Genomic DNA, 18350 nt, shown 5'->3' on the forward strand with positions numbered 1-18350 from the left:
ATAGGAGGTTTAGGTGAATGACATTTTGGCAGTTTGCCTTTAAAAACGTAACAAGGAACGCCAGAGCTTATTTCGCCTATTTTGTAAGCAGTGCGTTTTCCATTGCAATTTTCTTCTCGTTTGCAGTTTATTTATTTCATCCTAAATTGCATATGACAGGCGTGAATGCTGCTCTGAACATATTAATGACAATCTCAGAAGTTGTCATTGTATTCTTTTCATTTTTCTTTTTACTATATTCAATCGGTACTTTCTTAAAAGTACGAAAAAAACAGTTCGGGATTTTAACAGTACTTGGCATATCTCCAAAGCAGTTAAAGAGGCTTGTATTTCTAGAAAACATGTTAATTGGTGGCCTATCCATATTTTTCGGCATTCAACTTGGACTTGTCTTTTCACAGTTCTTTTTACTAGTTACCGCCAAAATTACGCATGTGCCTGGTTTATATTTATATTGGTGGCCTACAGGTGCTATCATTTTAACTATAATTATCTTTCTTGGACTCTTCATTCTCGTATCATCTTTTACACCGATGCTAATCCGTACGAGAAAAGCTGTACGCCTTTTAAAAGAAGGAACAAAACAAAAAGAAAGAAAAGCATCCGTACTCATCTCTCTATTTGGTGCGACATGTTTAATATCCGGATACGTATTAGCAGCAAATCCGCTATATTTTATGTCGCTAGGTAACATCATTGGGCCTTTATATATCATCTCTAGTATACTTGTCATTCCGTCTCTCATTGCAGCCGGAACATACTTCTTCTTCTCACAAATTAGCTTCTTGCTCATTCGTATATTGAAAACACGAAGAAAGTTTTATATGAAACGGATTAATATGCTTTGGATTTCTGATTTAGCAACTCGTATTCGAACGAATATTAACATGCTCTTTATTGTAGCGATGCTATCGACGCTTGCTTTTACAATGATTACATTCTTATATGGATTTGGGAAATTTACAAAGTTTGATGAAATTAGGCAAAACCCTTTCCCGTTTACTTATTTATCACATACTGAAAATACGTTAGCTGATGAGCATTTAAACTGGTTAGAGCAAAAATTTAATGAAGAGCACTTTACTTATAAAAAATATAAAACGGATATATATGAAGTATCTTCAGCTGAAGATAGCACGCAGCTCTATTATGCCATTAAACAAAGTGACTATAATATACTGGCTAAGGCGTTAAATTGGGCAACTCTCACAGTGAATAAAGACGAGTCTTATATATTAATTAAAGATTTAGATGCTCAAGTCATTGGAACGCTTCATAATAAGGAAAAGAAAAACACTCTTACACTTACTCAAAACTCTTTACCATTGCAGGTGAAAGACTATACAAGTTATAGCCCGTTCCCAATTGGTTTAGTACCTCAATTAATCGTACTATCTGATGAAAATGTAGAAGCATTATCATCTATTTCGAAACAAATGAGTGTATATAGCTTCAAAGTTCCAGATTGGGAAAAAGCATATAGTATTGGTTCAGCATTTATAATAAAAATCGCTAGCGACAATGCGGCGATTCAAGCAGAACATCCACCGTTCCACGCAAGTGAAGCAAGTAACTCTTTATACAACAAGAAACTAAATGTTGCTTCCTTTTTCTTAATCGGAACTTTCCTTGGCGTTATTTTCTTTATTGGTGCTGGCAGTGTTCTTTACTTCCGAATGTATACAGATTTAACAAATGAGCAAGAAAAGTATATAACGATTACAAAAATTGGTTTAACAGAAACTGAGATGAAGCAATCTGCTACAATCCAACTTGCTATTTTATTCTTCGTCCCTTACATTATGGCATCCATCCATACGATGTTTGCGACAAAGATGCTACAAGATGTATTAAATCTCTCGTTCTTCGCTGAAATTACAGTCGTGCTTATGATTTTTGGAACGGTTGAAATTCTCTTTTTCCTTTTAATTCGTTCCTTTTATATGCAAAAATTATCACAACATATTAAGTTTTAAAGAATAGAAAGGTGATTATTATGGAAGAAGTATTACACATTAAAAACGTCTCAAAAGTGTATGAGGGAAAAGTCCCTCATACTGCTTTAAAAAATATAAATTTACACGTAGATAAAGGTGAATTCGTTGCGATCATGGGGCCGTCTGGGAGCGGGAAATCTACGTTTTTAAACGTTATTTCCACAATTGATTCTCCTACTTCTGGTGATGTCGTTATTAACGGAAAAAAACCGCATACATTTCGTAGAGAGAAGTTAGCTATTTTCCGCCGACAAGAGTTAGGGTTTGTTTTCCAAAACTTTAACCTACTAGATACACTAACAATCGGTGAAAATATCGTACTACCTTTAACATTAGATAATGTTCCATTAAAAGAAATGGATGAAAAGCTTGATAACATTTCAAAAAAGCTTGGAATTGATCATATTTTGGATAAACGTATTTTTGAAGTTTCTGGCGGACAAGCACAGCGTACTGCAGTAGCACGTGCCGTTATTCATCATCCGTCACTTTTACTCGCGGATGAACCGACAGGGAACTTAGATTCTAAAGCAGCAATTGATGTAATGGAGTTATTTACGAAGTTAAATAAAGAGGAAGATGCCACAATTTTAATGGTTACGCACGATCCGTTTGCAGCTAGTTATTGTAACCGTGTTATTTTCATTAAAGATGGTGGGCTTTACAATGAACTACACCGCGGATTATATCGCGAGAAATTTTATCAAGAAATATTAGATGTCCTAGCATTACTAGGAGGAAGACGTGGATGACATTTTGGCAATTCGCATTTAAAAATGTCTCTCGTAATTCTAAAGCATATTTCGCCTACTTTGTAAGTAGCGCTTTTTCTATCATGGTTTTCTTTTCATTTGCTGTTTATACGTATCATCCGCGCCTACAACATGTTCAGAGCTATCAAGAACGAGATACCCTGATGAACTTAGCTGGTTCAGCACAGTTTGTCATTGTCTTGTTCTCATTCTTCTTCCTGCTTTATTCACTTGGAACATTTTTAAATGTAAGGAAGCAACAATTCGGGGTATTAACCGTTCTTGGTATATCAAAAAAACAATTAAAGCGACTTTTATTTACTGAAAATATGATAATTGGAATACTAGCTATTTTTGTTGGTATACAAGGCGGGCTTGTGTTTTCTAACTTTTTCTTACTCGTTACTTCTAAATTAACAGGTGCGAAAGGCCTCTACTTATATTGGCCCACAAAGGCAATTATCGTTACAACAGTAACTTTTATTATTTTGTTTTTCATCGTTTCTACATTTACACCGATGTTCATTCGTACTCGTAAAACAATTCGACTAATTAAAGTTACTAAAAAAGAAACGGAAGAAAAAAGACCATCAATAATAATCTCGTTGTTTGCCTTAACTTGTTTAGGACTATGCTATTATATTGCTGGTTATCCGCAAGGCTATGTAACGGAAAAAAATGTACAAAATGGATCTGTATTCTTTATCATATTATCTATTTTGCCACTCGTAGTAATCGGGACATATTTTTTCTTTTCACAAACATTTCTTCTCTTCATCTTCATTTTAAAAAAAAGAAGAAAGTTTTATATGAAACAAATAAATATGTTATGGATTTCAGATTTAGTTGCTCGTACTCGTAGTAATATTAATGTACTTTTTATCGTTTCTATGTTGTCTGCACTTGCATTTACAATTATTATTGGGCTGTTTGCTGCTAATAACAATACAAAGGCATCGGTATTAGAGCGATATCCTGTCCCCTTTACGTATACATCAGAAGGTGAAAATTCCCTAGAACAAAAGCACATTACTACAATTGAAACTGAGCTTACAAATGCTAATTTTCAATACAATAAGTATAAGTTTACAGTTTTAAAAGATACAGCTTTAAAAAAAGAGATTGCGCTTATGAAAATGAGTGATTATAACTCGATTGCTAAGCAATTACAGAGACCAGAAATAGCTCTTGATTCTACACAAGTTTATATTATTTCTCGTCATTCACCAGCGCTCTTAAATCTTGTATCAAATCCATTTGCAAAACAAGATACAATTGCAATCGGATCTAATAAAAAAGAATTTCATATTAAAGGATTTATTAATAAAGGGATAGAACCATCCTTTGCATTCCCCCATTTAATTGTTGTACAAGATTATGTTTTTGACAATATGATTCCTCATATTGAAACGACCGTAATCTATAACTACTTCGTAGAAAACTGGGAAAATGCAATGGTTCCAACAAAAAATATGTTACGTGCTATTGGTGATGATGCACGTGAGTTCTACGAAAAACATAAAGAAGAGAAAGCGCAAGTTCCTTTCTACATATATACGGCTACTGATGAACTAGTTCACGGTAAAGAAGATGCAATTGCTAATTTCTTTATTTGGGCATTTCTCGGCTTTATTTTCTTTATCGGAGCAGCTAGCGTTTTATATTTCCGTATGTATAATGACTTAACAAGTGAAAAACAAAAATATATTACGATTACAAAACTCGGTTTAACAGAATCAGAAATGTTTCGTTCTGCAACGATTCAGTTAGGAATTTTATTTTTCATTCCTTATATAGTTGCTGGTATTCATACAATATTTGCGATTAAGTTTTTACAAAGCATGTTTTCTTTCTCTTTATTAAAAGAATTAGTGATTATACTTACTTTGTTCGGGATTATCGAGATTATTTTCTTCTTCTTAATCCGTTCTCTTTACATCAATAAATTATCACAGCATATTAGAACGTGAATAAAGTGAAACTTTAATCAGTGGGGGGTTTTGTCCCTCCCCACTGATTATTAGTTGAACCAATTGGGCTTTTACGGGCAGTTGGGTCTCTCACCTAACTTCTGTGCTTTACACCCAATTTTTAAGGTGAGAGTCTTACTGCCCGTTAATGCGGAATAAAATGGCCTTGTGCAATACGCACAAGGCCATTTCCAATAGTTTTTAATAATTAGCAGCAGTATCCACCATAGCCGCCGCCATAACCACCATAACCGCCGTAACCACAACCACCGCCTCCGCCGAAGCAGCTAGCACCGATGATAATTAATAAAATAAACAATACGATTAGAAGCGCAAAACCGCCTCCGCAACCACGTCTGCGGTCACAATCATCATGTCTGTGTTCACAATGTTCGCCCATTATTCTATTCCTCCTTTAGTATCATTCATAACAAGTTCTTCTTGTTCTAAATGAGGGGATTCCATTTATATTATGTTTTCAGGGCGAATCGGAAGCTTGGCTTTCCTAAAAACGGGCTTGTTTCGTGAAAAGGCTGCAAAAAAAGATACCTGTTAAGGTATCTTCTAAAGAAACATATTTAATAAAAGAGCAAAGCCGAATGCAATAAATGATAATAATGTCTCAAGTACCGTCCACGTTTTAAACGTTTCTTTTACTGTCAAACCTAAATACTCTTTTACAAGCCAAAATCCCGCATCATTTACATGAGAAAACATTAATGATCCTGCCCCTGTTGCTATAACGAGTAATTCTAAATTTACACCAGACATGTGCTGAATAACCGGTGATACAATTCCTGCCGCTGTCGTTAATGCTACTGTAGCTGATCCTGTTGCAATTCTAATTAATCCAGCTACCATAAAAGCTAATACAATTGGTGATAATGAAATATGCTCTGCCATTTGAGCGATGGCTGTTCCAACACCGCTTTCAATTAATATTTGTTTAAATCCACCGCCTGCACCGATAATTAAAATAATTGAACCGACCGGTAATAAACTTTCATCTGTTAATTTTTTAATCATCTTTTTATCGATACCTTGTCGTATACCTAATAAATAAAATGCTGCGAAACATGAAATAAGTAAAGCAATCACGGGGCTTCCAATAAAGATTAAAAATTCCGTTATTTCTTTCGGTAATGAAATATATGGTGCGACTACCGATAAAATCATTAAGACTACTGGTAATAAAATGATAAAGAATGAAACTTTACGACTTGGCAAATCAGTAGATACTGTTGTAACACGAACAAGTTCTGGTTCATTTTCAGGTATAACTCGCTTATGTACCCACTTTGCAAATACAGGACCTGCAATAATTGCTGTTGGTAATGCGATAATTAATGAATACAATAGTACCTTTCCTAAGTTCGCATTATAAATACCAATTGCTGTCATCGCACCTGGATGCGGAGGCACTAGCCCATGTACAATCGATAATCCCGCAATAACAGGTAACGCAATTAACAATATATTTTGCTTTGTTGTTTTTCGAATAGAAATAACGAGCGGTAATAAGATGACGATCCCTACTTCAAAAAACACTGGAATCCCGATTACAAATCCAGCAAATAACATTGCCCAAGGTAATTTTTTCACCCCGAAGAATCGAATGAAGAAATCTGCTACTTGCATGCCAGCTCCTGAATCAGACATCATTTTACCCAGAATCGTACCGAGAGCTAAAATACCGACTAAATGCCCTAGTACACTTCCAACACCAGCTTCATAGGCAGTAACAATTTTAGTCAAGTTCAATCCAGACATGATAGCTAAAAATAGACTAGCAACCGTTAAACTAATAAACGCATGCCATTTCCACCACGATACTCCTAAAATAACAATTGCGATTGCAATTAACGTGACGATTAATAAGTATATATCCATATCCCATTCCCCTTCGATATGAAAATTTTTTACAAAAAAAGAGGGAATTAGTCCCTCTTCATTTTTTACACATCATAATTTACAACGTAATGCTGCATTTCCGTATTGTAGTAGCCTTCACTATATTCAATTACTTCTCCAACTTCATCGTAAGAATAGCGCATACGTTTTAATAACGCTGTTCCCTCTTTTTCTCCTAACGCTTCTGCAACGAAATTAGGCGCAAATCCAACAGCGAATTCATCTCTGAAGTTTTCTAAATGTATACCACGGTCCTCGACTAGATCATAAAGCGATTGTAAGTCAAAGTCCGCTAAGTCTGTACTTGCCATTTGTGCTGAGAAATAGTGCGTATAATGAATGTACGGAGTATCATTTAAAGCATATAGGCGCTCAATACGAAAACTCTCTTTACCAAACAAACGAAATGGTACTGTTCCTTCTTCATTATGAACCACTTCTGCCTTTAGCAATTTCTTTTGTACTTTATAGCCTTCTTCCACTAACACTTCTGTAAATTTCTTTCCCTTTGAAAGCTTTGTCGCAGAAGTATTTCGAATGACTTTCGTTCCTTTACCACTTTTCTTTTCCAAATATCCTTCTTGAACGAGTTCTTTAATTGCGTTTCGCACTGTAATTTTACTCACTTTGAACTCTTCTTCTAATTGTGGTTCAGAAGGAATATTTGTATGAATGGCATAAACACCATGTAATATTCGATCACGAATAATATTTTTAATTTGTAAATATAATGGACCTCTTTTTCTCGTTACGTTCACCGTTACACCCACTACCTTTCTACATCACCTACTGATGCCGTCATTGCCCGAAGTATATCTTTCTCTGATGACATTGGCGTATCACCGACGATTGTATGTGCAAGCATTCCAGCTGCTGACGCGAATGAAACAGCTTTCTCTGGTGCAAACTCTTCTATCTCGCCATGAATAATTCCGCTCGTATAAGCATCTCCAGCACCTATTCTATCATATACAGAAAACGTAAGTGTTTTGGCAAAAGTGAACGTCCCATCTTTACATATGAATCCGCGAAGTGAGTGTGTATTATCGCTATTAATAGAACGATGTGTCCCAGCAATTGTAGCGATATTATATATTTCAGCGACTTTTGGAATAAGATCAACAAGCTGTGCTTCTCGCTCCGTCTCTTCCGTTTTCATTCCGAGAACAAACATCGCATCTTTTTCATTCATCATTACAATATCGGCAAGGCCTAGCATTTCTTCATAATGAGGTTTCGCCTGTTCATACCCATCTTCTCCCCAAAGCGATGGACGATAGTTGCAATCGAAAACGACAGTGCCTCCATTTTCTTTAACTGCCTTCGCCAAAGATTTCATATGATGGCGCACAGTATCATTCATCGCAAGGGTAATCCCGCAAAAATGAACGATATCAATTTCTTTTGCGATTTCTTCAAATTGGTACATCTCTTCACATGCCGTATTGAAACTACTTTCTAATCGGTTCGAATATGTAACGCGGCTTGCGCGTGCTCCAAATCCATTTTCTAAAAAGTACATACCAACATATTTACCGCCTCTTGAAACAAACGGTGCCTGAATGCCTAACTTTTGAATATGTGATACCGCAGCATCCCCGACAGAGTTTTCCGGTAAAGTTGAAATAAGAAAACCTTCATGCCCTAGATGAGAAAGTGCTGCTGCAACGTTCACACCTGTACCAGAAAATGAGTAATTTAAGGAGTTTGCTTGCGATAGCAATTCATACCCTGGCACTTGCAGGCGCATCATAACTTCACCGAATGCTGCAATTTTCTTACGCATATTGATCAACTAACTTCTTCACGACCGCTAGTAATTCACGAACATCTTCTGTTTTCGTATTGCCAGTTTCTTTATCAATAATAGAAGAGTACACGTGCGGGATAACTTGCTCTACGTTTGCTTCTAATGCAATACGTACAATTGTTTCAAAGTTTTCTTTATCAATTCCGCCCGTTGGCTCTAATGCAAATCCTTCTTCCGCACATGCTTTCGCAACAGCGCGATATTCTTCTTCATGCGCTAAACCTTTCATTGGGAAGTATTTCAATGAATTCCCGCCCATATCACGTACAAGTGCGATCGCTGTTTTAATTGGAACGATTGCTTTTTCTTCTCCAGCTGCACTAATTGGACCAGTAGAAATATTTACGTACCCTACTTTTCCTGTAGGTGATACTAAACTATTAATCCAGCTATCTTTTCCGCCAAGATTTGCGCGCGTTGCTCCAACTGAAGGGAACACTTGGTTAATATGACTACCTGGATAATGTTTCGCAATTTCAGCCACAACTGCCGCTTGACGATTATCTCCTGCTCCTAGTCCGATTGATACAGCGTCATCAATTTCTTTTCCGTATGCTTTCATCGCAGTTACTGCTTCTTCTACTGTCGGATAGTCTTTTGATAACACACCGACTACTACATAACCTTCTGCTGCTTCAAAAATGTCTTTCGCATTTCGGATATTGTTCGCTAATACATTTAATGCTACGCGGCCTTTATAAAAACGTTTTTGAATGTTTGTCATCTTAGTTTCCCCCTACAATTTCTCTCATTTTTTCTTCAATCACATGTATGTCATCGCCTTGAAGTGGACGTGGATCAATATCAAAGAACCCTTGTCTTACTCCGTAATCACGTGTGTAAATTGCGATTTCCCCTTCGCGTAACGCGGTCACAACATCTTTTGCAGTTTTATTTAATTCGTTCTCGTTAATATGAATACGCGCTCTAAAAATTGCTCTTCCAGCTTCATCTTGAACGATTGTTACATTTACACCGTTTAACTCTTTCAGCGGCATAAGTACTTGTAACAACTCTTTTTCTTGCTCACTCTTATCTTCTTTCACTCCGTACTCATCAAGCGCTTGAAGTAAGCCGAAAGTCGTCTCTTTCCCAACTTTCATACTTCTTCCGATGCAATGTAATTGTACTTTTAGCCATTCAATATATTTTCGTTTACCTCCGACAATACCAGAAGTAGGTCCTTCAATTGCCTTTGAACCGCTATAAATTGCAAGGTCTGAATACTTCACATACTTTTGAATATCTTCTTCAGCTGCCGCATCGACGATAAGTGGTACGTTATTTCGCTGCGCAACTTCCCATGCTTCTTCAACAGAAATCATATTTTTTTGTACTGCATGATGGGATTTCACATATAGAATCGCTGCTGTATTTTCACCAATCGCATCTTCAATATGCTCCGCTTTCCCTTCATTTGCGTAACCGACTTCAACTAACTTACCTCCGCCTAAATAAATCATCGTTTCAACAGGAGCACCGTATTGAACGTTATGACCTTTTAACATAATCACTTCGTTTTTCGCGATTACTTCTTGATGAAGTCGTTCACTTTTACGGCGATTTCCTTCTGTAACGATACCAGCGATAGAAAGCGAAATTCCACTCGATGCTGAGTTCACAACGACCGCTGCCTCTGAATCTAAAATTCTCGCAATATGGTCTCCCGCTTTATCTACTAAATCAGCAATTTCCACATAATTTTGTCCACCATGCTTCATCGCATCCATCACTGTATTTGTCGGAGCGGATACACCTAAAATACTCATTCTACCGCTCGCATTAATAACTCTTTTTAATCCGTACTTAGCATTCAATGAATGACCCATTGATTACAACCCCTTTCGTATCAATTCTTCTTTCAGCAGTGCGCTGATCCCCTTCTGAATCAATTAACGTAATCGGTTCATCTTTCACCGTAAATAAAGTTAAGTTTGCAATATCCCCTTCTTGAATGCGGCCAAGCTCTGGTTTCTTAAGCCACTCTGCTGCATTTTTCGTAACCGCATCAATTACTTCTTCTAGCGGATAACCTAAGTAAAGGAATTTCGAAAGAACGTTAGCCATACTGTAAACTGGACCATGTATACGATTCTTCCGGTAAATATCTGTACTAATTGTATTAAAGGCAATACCGTGACGCTTCGCCGCCTCTGCTACTTTAAAAGAAAAACTAGCATTACCGTGACCAACATCTAAATGCACACCGCGTTTCACTGCATCTAATAACACAGATATCGGTTTTCCTTCTTCATCAAATAAATTATTTTCTTTCCCGTTTAAGTAATGTGTAATGACATCATCTTTTTCTAAAAGAGGTACAACTTCCTCTATATGTGGAGGCGCTGAACCGATATGTACCATAATCGGCAATGATGTTTCACGAGATAAAGAGCGCGCTACGTGCAGCGGTTCAATTCCGCTATCACAAACGACACTTTTACTCATTCTCGCTTTTAATCCAACGATTACATCTTTATACTTTTCTACTGCATCTATTACTTTCTCTTTATCTATCCATTCCATATTGGATAATTCATCAATTCGTTTCAAACCGATGCGAGAAATATTTAAAAAGGCAAATAAATTCGTTTTTGCCTGTTCTCTACTTTGTACTAAATCTGCGATACGATCAGCTCCGCAGCTTCCCGCATCAACAATTGTCGTTACCCCTTGCTTAACGCCAATTTCATCTACCTCATCGCCATACGGATCAAACTCTGGAAAAGCATGAACGTGCAAATCAATCCATCCACTCGATACGTAAGTACCTGAGTAATCAAGAACCTTTCCACCCTCGCCAGCACCAGCTTTCGTCACCTGTGCGATTTTATTATTTTCAACTACAATGTCAATCTCTTCCCCGTTCACACGCTTCACATTACGTAGCACGAATCGTTCTGTCATTGTATTTCCACCCTTTTCTATAAGAAGCCATAAGAATACGCTTACATTAAAGTTTCATTTTATATCTCTTTCACATATTTAGAGTATCATGAAAAAAAAGAAAAGTAAATATAACGTTATAATGTTTAATGGTAAATAAAAAAACAATCCACAAAATGTTGATAGTACAGGAAATTATATCAATGATTCGACAAGGAATATCGATTTACCGACAAAAAACGGCAATCTATTTCTTATATGCCAAAAGACTGACCCAAAACGGACCAGCCTTTTTCTCTATTCTTGAACCGTCACAATAACCCCGTCCATATTGTTCCCCGAAATTTCATACTGCTTATTCACCGGAACATTCACGTTCATACGATCTGAAACTTTATAATAAGAAACCGTATATTTCTTACCTTCCACATCCGTTGAGATCTCTTTTTTCTCTTTTAGAAAGTCCAAGTATTCCTCTAATGTAATTTTCTCTTTTTGCATAATCGCACTATGAGGTAAGCCTACATAGCGTATATGCCATGGCTCATATTGAATACCCGTAATATTACTTTTATTTTTCGGATAACGTAAAACAAATCCATATTTCCAGACGTTCTCTTCAATCCATTTTCCTTCAGGAGCCTTCTCCATTTTCTTTTGAGTAGACCCAACGTCGAGTGATAACCCTAAATTATGTTCACTGTATCCTGCTGGAAGTGCATAATCGGATCCCATTTCTTTATATAATTTACTTTGTTCTTGAAAATCTCGGTAACCGCTACTCATTAAGAAATGCTGTACTCCATCTTTGCCAGCTGCATCGACAACGTTTAAAAACTTTTTTACAATATCCTTTGATAAACGAAGATTTCTATCAAATACCACATAACCTCTTACTAATTCACTATTGTGATTTACATTTATAATGTCGGACCTAATGCTATCTTTTTTAACTGGGTAATCTTTATTAACTAATAATAGATTTCCCTTATAAATCTCTTCTTTTGTAACCTCTACCTTTTCAATATTCGCCGATTTTACCTTATTATCTTTTTCTGCAATTTTAACATCGATATCCTTTTGAAATAATGGTGATATATAAAAGCCTACACAGACTGTACATAATATAAAAAGAGAAATAAATACCCACTTTTTCATTTCTAGTTCCTCCTTAACGTAACTTACGTATAGAATAGAAAAAACTATTAAAATAAAAAGTGGGGTAAAGTTTAAATTTTTATTAAATCGCCTGATTCTCTTCTTTTGGTAATCTCACTTCAAATATCGTTCTAATTACATTACTTTCAGCAGAAATGGTACCGTTATGCTGCTCGACAATATTTTTCGCAATAAATAACCCAAGGCCTGTACTACCTTGCTGCTCTGATCTTGCCTTATCACCTGTATAAAACATATCAAATAAATATGGTAAATCCTCTTCTGGAATGCTATCTCCGTAATTAATAATTTGTACAACTACCTCTTCATGATCAATATATCCGTTCATATCAACAAAATTCCCATCATATCCGTAACGAATCGCATTCGTTAAAAGATTTTCAAAGACTCGAGCTAATAATTTCCCATCACCATTAATATGTAAGTGGGGTGCAATATTCAATCTCGCTTCTAAATCCTTTTTTTCTAATGACGGATACAATTCTTCCTCTAACTGTATGAGTAATTCACTTATATCAATTGGTCTTTTCTCCAGCTGCAACATGCCATAATTCATTCTCGTTATTTCAAATAATTCATCAATTAAGCTTTCAAGCCTTTCCGATTTCGTAAAAGCAATTGTGGAAAAATGTTTAATTTGTTCCTTCGTCAAATTCTCATCTTTAAGAATTAAATCTAAATAACCTAAAACAGAAGTTAATGGTGTTCTTAAATCATGAGCTAAGTTAACAATGAGCTGATCCTTACTACTTTCCGCAAAGTCTCCTCGTTCAACTGCTTCTTTTAATTTCTCACTCGCTACATTTATTTCACGAGCAATATATCCAAACTCGTCATTTGATGAAACGCGAACTTGATTTGTAAAATCACCGTTCGCCAAATGATGAATCCCATTCGAAATCTCATCAAAGTATTTTAAATACGGTCTAGTAAGGAAGAAGAAAAACATAATGGATAGAGGAATAAAAATAATTAAAAAGAAGTTAATATCCCCAATTTGTCTTACCATTGAACGAAATTGAGCTAAAGGGTCCTCATAACGAACTACTAATTTATAATAAATCCGTAATCCCTCATACATCAAATACGTTACCCCACCAGCTAATATCATACTTAACGCAAATAGCATAACCATCTTCGAACGAAAACTTCTCATCTTTTTAGCCATTGAAAGTATACCCTACTCCCCATACTGTTTTTATCAACTTATCCTTTCGTTTATCTTCCCCAAGCTTTTTCCGTAACGTACGAATATGTACCATTACTGTATTTCCACCTTCATAATAATCATCTGCCCATACTTGCTGAAAAATATTTTCCACATTGTACACTTTCTTCGGATGACTCGCTAATAAATATAAAATGTCAAACTCTTTCGGTGTTAACTCAATTTGCTCTCCATATACATTTACCGTTCGGCGCTCAGGATCAATAGCAACTCCGCCAATCTCTAAAGCAGATTTACTCTCTTCTACTTTCGGCTGATTTAACGTAAGAAACCTACGCAGCTGTGCATTTACGCGCGCGACTAATTCAATCGGCGTGAAAGGTTTTGTCATGTAATCATCTGCACCCAGTACAAGACCTGTCACCTTATCGAAGTCAGATGTTTTCGCGCTTAAGAAAATAATCGGCATATGATATTTGGCGCGAATCTGTCTCGTCACTTCATATCCATCCATTTTCGGCATCATAATATCTAAAACCACTAAGTCAATTGGCTGCGTTTTAATAATATGCACCGCTTCTTCCCCATCGGCTGCTTTCACGACGTGGTAGCCTTCTTTTTCTAAATGTATCTCAATTAAATCAGCAATTTCTGCCTCATCATCCGCTATTAAAATTGAAATTCGCTTCATTTTACTCCCCCTACTTCATTCCGTTTTCATACGCTCGATTTTAAACTAGTCTATCCAATTTGTACAATAAGAAAAGGCTACTCATAAGAGTAACCTTTGTTATTTCATCTTTCAAACACAATCCGCTGCTTCGTTATTTCTTCCAATCTTCCGCGGTCAACTTCATACTCACGTTCAATACTTTGCGGTACAATCACTTTCCCGCCCTCAAGCATCACTTCCGGCGAAATAATATCCTTCTCCCAATGTCTACTAGAAGCGGATATATCTCCTGGAATCGTAAAATTCGGTAATGAAGCAAGCGCAACATTTTGTACTCGTGAAATCCCCATCTCTACCATACCGCCACACCAAACTGGTATGTTATGTTCCATGCAATAATTATGAATTTGCACCGATTCTGTTAATCCGCCGACTCGCCCTGGTTTAATGTTAACAATTTGGCAACTACCAAGTGTAATTGCAACGCGCGCATCTTCTAAACTATGGATGCTTTCATCTAAACAAATCGGTGTTTCAATTTTCTTTTGCAACTGTGCATGATCAAGAAAATCGTAATCCGCTAACGGTTGTTCAATCATCATCAATTGAAATTCATCTAACCGTTTTAACTTCTCTACATCAGCTAACGTGTACGCTGAATTTGCATCAGCCATTAACGGAATATGCGGAAACTCTTTACGAATTTCTTTCAATAACTCGTAATCGTGTTCTGGCTTTATTTTCACTTTAAAGCGCTCGTATCCCTCTTCCGCATACTTCTCAATTTGTTTTAACATAACCGGAATCGTATTTATCCCAATCACAACACCAACTTCAATTTCAGTCCTAGTTCCACCAAGTAATGTCCCTAATGACTTCTTTTGTCGCTTCGCATATAAATCCCAAACAGCCCCTTCTATTCCCGCCTTTGCCATTCGGTTTCTCTTTATATTTTGGAACAAAGATGGTGCTTCATTCGGATGAGAAATTTCAGTCCTTAATAAGTCAGGTAATAAAAAATCTTGTAGTACATGCAGTGCTGTCTTCACCGTTTCTTCCGTATACCACGGTTCAGAAAATGCAACGACTTCTCCAAAACCAACGTATCCATCCGTATCTTCTAATTCAATGACGATACTCTCACGCCTTTCGTAAGTTCCGTAGCTTGCAGCAAACGGAATGACGAGTGGCATTTCTGTTATATAAAGTGTCGCTTTTTTTATCTCCACCTACATCTCCTCCACTAATTGTCTTAACTCTCGTCTTAACAATTTTTTCGAAGCGTTTCGTGGTAATTCCTCTAAGAAATATACTTTCTTCGGCACTTTATATTTCGCTAATTTCTCCTCGCAAAAATGAAGAATTTCTTCTTCTGTTACATCTCCGCTTTTTACAACAAAAGCAGCTGGCACTTGTCCCCAACTTTCATCCTTCATACCGACAACACCCACTTCCACTACCGCCGGATGAGAAAGTAATACTTCTTCAATTTGAGCTGGATATATATTTTCTCCGCCAGAAATAATTAAATCACTGCGGCGATCTAACACGTATAAAAATCCTTCTTCATCTAAATAACCGAGGTCACCCGTATGAAGCCAGCCATTTTGAATCGTCTCTCGCGTCGCATCTTCACGATTAAAATAGCCACCTGTTACGTTCGGTCCTTTTACTACAATTTCGCCTTCCGCACGTGGCGGCACTACTACACCATCTTTTTCAATACGAAGTTGACACTGGAATAGTGGTTTTCCAGCCGAGCCTACTTTCGTTAACATGTAATCTGCTGATAACGTACAAATTTGCGACGACGTTTCTGTCATACCGTACGTTTGATACACAGGAATTCCTTTTTCCACACACTTTTCTAATAACGGTTTCGGCGCTGGTCCTCCGCCAAGTAACATGCATCGTAAAGAAGATGGATATGTTCCTTCTCCAAGTCGTTCTAATAAATCTGTTAGCATTTTAGAAACGACAGAAATAATCGTAACGCCTCTCGTTTGAAGTGCTTTATGAATAAAATTAGCATCATATTTCGGAACGAGTAGAATGCGCATACCGTACATAATATTTTTCATTAAAAGAGATAGCCCGCCAACGTGGAACATCGGCATACAAGCTAACCAGCAATCATCATCACGAAGCCCTAAATTAAGCGAAGAACCGACTGCGCTTGCCCAATGATTACCGTACGTTAAAATAACGCCTTTCGGCTTCCCTGTCGTCCCAGACGTATAAATAATTGTCATCGCTTCTTCTAAAGAGAATTCTTCTTGTATAGATGCTTCCGCCTTCGGTCCATTCATCACTTCAGCGAATGAATATACAGGAACATCTTTAGCCTCAAAATCTTGATCCGTCACTAAACAAACAACTTCAGCATCATCCATTTGCCAAAGTAGCTCTTCTCTTGAAAGACGCGTATTTAAAAGCACAGCTACTGCACCTATGTAAGATAGGGCGTGAATAACTGTAATCATCTCCATACCATTTTTCATCAGAACAGCCACCTTTTGCACCCGCTTCACTCCTACATGTGAAAGATGTTCACAAACAGATATTACTTTTTCATGCAACTGCATAAAAGTAACCTTTTCGTCCTCTATTTCAATTGCAGTGCGCTCTGGTGTTAAAAACGCACGTTGCTTTAACCAGTTAGGCATCGTCTCCATCATTCATTCTCCTTTCATGAAAGAAAGAGACTTGATATGACATCAAGTCTCTTAGTTGTTTTGTTTCCGGTTTGATCTCATCTAGTTACTGCGGCTAGAATGTTCGGTGGCTTCACTTCTTCCTACGAGGCAAAAAGCGCCTCTCTGTCAGAAGCTCCATCCCCCTCACATTCTGAACGAGCCGCTTCCGCTTTTGGTTTCATCTAGCTGCAGCAGCTAGAACAGTCGGTCGCTTCACGCCTTCCTATGAGGCAAAAAGCGCCTCTACGTCAGAAGTTCCAACGCCCTCTTGTTCTAAGCGAGCTGCTTCCGCTTTTTATTTCATCCAGCTGCGCCTCCTAGCCCCTTCCGTCTAAGAACCTTCCGCACGAGAAAGTAAAAAACACTTTCTGTGCGAAAGAACCTTAGCCTACGGGGCTAAACAGTCGGCTCCGCTTTTGATCAAGGGAAACGAGGGAATTGACCGAAGTCCGGAGTACGTTTTTCTTTGAACGCGTCGCGGCCTTCTTTTGCTTCGTCAGTTGTGTAGTACAATAACGTTGCGTCTCCAGCTAGTTGTTGAATACCAGCTAGACCGTCTGTGTCTGCGTTGAATGCAGCTTTTAGGAAACGAAGTGCCATTGGGCTGTTTGCTAAAATTTCTTGTGCCCATTGTACTGTTTCTGCTTCAAGCTCTTCTAATGGTACTACTGTGTTTACTAAGCCCATATCAAGCGCCTCTTGTGCTTTGTATTGACGGCATAGGTACCAAATTTCACGAGCTTTCTTGTGGCCTACCATACGAGCTAAGTAACCAGCTCCGTACCCACCGTCAAAGCTTCCTACTTTAGGACCTGTTTGTCCGAATACAGCGTTGTCTGCAGCGATTGTTAAGTCACATACGATATGAAGTACGTGTCCACCACCGATTGCATAACCTGCTACCATTGCGATAACCGGTTTAGGAATTGCGCGAATTAGACGTTGTAAGTCTAATACGTTTAGACGTGGGATTTGGTCGTCACCCACATATCCACCATGACCGCGAACTTTTTGATCGCCGCCAGAACAGAATGCACGTCCACCTTCACCTGTTAAAATGATAACGCCAACATTTGCATCATCACGAGCGTGTGCAAAAGCATTGATTAATTCCATTACCGTTTTAGGACGGAATGCGTTATGTACTTCAGGACGGTTAATCGAAATCTTTGCGATACCATTGTATGTTGAATAAATAATATCTTCGTAATTGCCTTCTTTTACCCATTCAATAGTCATTACTATTACCTCCTTTTTATACTCTTAATGATCTCTCATTAATTTCTCTATAAGCTCAACTTCCTTCAC

16 protein-coding genes are annotated in these 18350 nt (G+C 37.4%); 3 read left to right on the top strand and 13 right to left on the bottom strand.

The window, feature by feature from the left end:
* The first annotated feature begins 17 nt into the window (after window positions 1-17).
* The 3 genes from KPL75_RS10855 to KPL75_RS10865 are packed head-to-tail and all read left to right on the top strand — an operon-like array spanning window position 18 to window position 4719.
* Window positions 18-1976: an FtsX-like permease family protein gene (locus KPL75_RS10855; protein ID WP_219920670.1), complete on the top strand. Its 1959-nt coding sequence runs from the start codon at window positions 18-20 to the stop codon at window positions 1974-1976.
* Between the two features lie 20 nt (window positions 1977-1996).
* Window positions 1997-2749 (top strand): ABC transporter ATP-binding protein, encoded by a 753-nt coding sequence (locus KPL75_RS10860; protein WP_000393251.1) that lies wholly within the window; start codon window positions 1997-1999, stop codon window positions 2747-2749.
* On the top strand, window positions 2746-4719 hold the full coding sequence (locus KPL75_RS10865) for an FtsX-like permease family protein (RefSeq protein WP_219920671.1): 1974 nt from the start codon (window positions 2746-2748) through the stop codon (window positions 4717-4719). The genes KPL75_RS10860 and KPL75_RS10865 overlap by 4 nt, the downstream gene beginning before the upstream one ends.
* A 208-nt stretch (window positions 4720-4927) precedes the next feature.
* Here the strand turns inward: KPL75_RS10865 and KPL75_RS10870 are convergent, their stop codons facing one another.
* The 13 genes from KPL75_RS10870 to menB all read right to left on the bottom strand — a co-directional run bounded on the left by KPL75_RS10870 (window position 4928) and on the right by menB (window position 18281).
* Entirely contained in the window at window positions 4928-5119 is a 192-nt protein-coding gene (locus tag KPL75_RS10870) for a YjcZ family sporulation protein (protein ID WP_219920672.1), read from the bottom strand.
* A 164-nt stretch (window positions 5120-5283) separates the two neighbouring features.
* Window positions 5284-6609 (bottom strand): gluconate permease GntP, encoded by a 1326-nt coding sequence (gene gntP / locus KPL75_RS10875; protein WP_219920674.1) that lies wholly within the window; start codon window positions 6607-6609, stop codon window positions 5284-5286.
* Between the two features lie 65 nt (window positions 6610-6674).
* On the bottom strand, window positions 6675-7400 hold the full coding sequence (locus KPL75_RS10880) for a GntR family transcriptional regulator (RefSeq protein ID WP_002015828.1): 726 nt from the start codon (window positions 7398-7400) through the stop codon (window positions 6675-6677).
* On the bottom strand, window positions 7400-8416 hold the full coding sequence (locus tag KPL75_RS10885) for a sugar kinase (RefSeq protein WP_002191029.1): 1017 nt from the start codon (window positions 8414-8416) through the stop codon (window positions 7400-7402). The genes KPL75_RS10880 and KPL75_RS10885 overlap by 1 nt, the downstream gene beginning before the upstream one ends.
* Window positions 8409-9164 (bottom strand): 2-dehydro-3-deoxy-phosphogluconate aldolase, encoded by a 756-nt coding sequence (locus KPL75_RS10890; protein WP_000181936.1) that lies wholly within the window; start codon window positions 9162-9164, stop codon window positions 8409-8411. Before KPL75_RS10890 ends, KPL75_RS10885 begins: the two co-directional genes overlap by 8 nt.
* 1 nt (window position 9165) lies before the next feature.
* Window positions 9166-10269 (bottom strand): DgaE family pyridoxal phosphate-dependent ammonia lyase, encoded by a 1104-nt coding sequence (locus tag KPL75_RS10895; protein ID WP_219920675.1) that lies wholly within the window; start codon window positions 10267-10269, stop codon window positions 9166-9168.
* Window positions 10247-11347 carry an amidohydrolase/deacetylase family metallohydrolase gene (locus tag KPL75_RS10900; protein WP_219920676.1) on the bottom strand — a complete coding sequence of 367 codons (1101 nt, stop codon included), beginning with the start codon at window positions 11345-11347 and terminating at the stop codon, window positions 10247-10249. Before KPL75_RS10900 ends, KPL75_RS10895 begins: the two co-directional genes overlap by 23 nt.
* A 276-nt stretch (window positions 11348-11623) precedes the next feature.
* Complete coding sequence (locus KPL75_RS10905; protein WP_219920677.1) at window positions 11624-12484, bottom strand: M15 family metallopeptidase; 861 nt, start codon at window positions 12482-12484, stop codon at window positions 11624-11626.
* An 82-nt stretch (window positions 12485-12566) separates the two neighbouring features.
* Complete coding sequence (locus KPL75_RS10910) at window positions 12567-13673, bottom strand: HAMP domain-containing sensor histidine kinase (protein ID WP_219920678.1); 1107 nt, start codon at window positions 13671-13673, stop codon at window positions 12567-12569.
* Entirely contained in the window at window positions 13666-14364 is a 699-nt protein-coding gene (locus KPL75_RS10915) for a response regulator transcription factor (RefSeq protein ID WP_002145159.1), read from the bottom strand. The genes KPL75_RS10910 and KPL75_RS10915 overlap by 8 nt, the downstream gene beginning before the upstream one ends.
* Before the next feature lie 104 nt (window positions 14365-14468).
* A complete protein-coding gene (menC, locus tag KPL75_RS10920; protein ID WP_219920679.1) occupies window positions 14469-15575 on the bottom strand; it encodes an o-succinylbenzoate synthase in 1107 nt (368 codons plus the stop codon).
* Window positions 15576-17021, bottom strand: a complete 1446-nt coding sequence (locus KPL75_RS10925; protein WP_219920680.1) for an o-succinylbenzoate--CoA ligase — start codon at window positions 17019-17021, stop codon at window positions 15576-15578.
* Between the two features lie 441 nt (window positions 17022-17462).
* Window positions 17463-18281 carry a 1,4-dihydroxy-2-naphthoyl-CoA synthase gene (gene menB / locus KPL75_RS10930; protein ID WP_193658576.1) on the bottom strand — a complete coding sequence of 273 codons (819 nt, stop codon included), beginning with the start codon at window positions 18279-18281 and terminating at the stop codon, window positions 17463-17465.
* Window positions 18282-18350: the final 69 nt, after the last annotated feature.

Origin of the sequence: Bacillus sp. NP247, assembly GCF_018966865.1 — a bacterium.
Taxonomy (GTDB): Bacteria; Bacillota; Bacilli; order Bacillales; family Bacillaceae_G; genus Bacillus_A.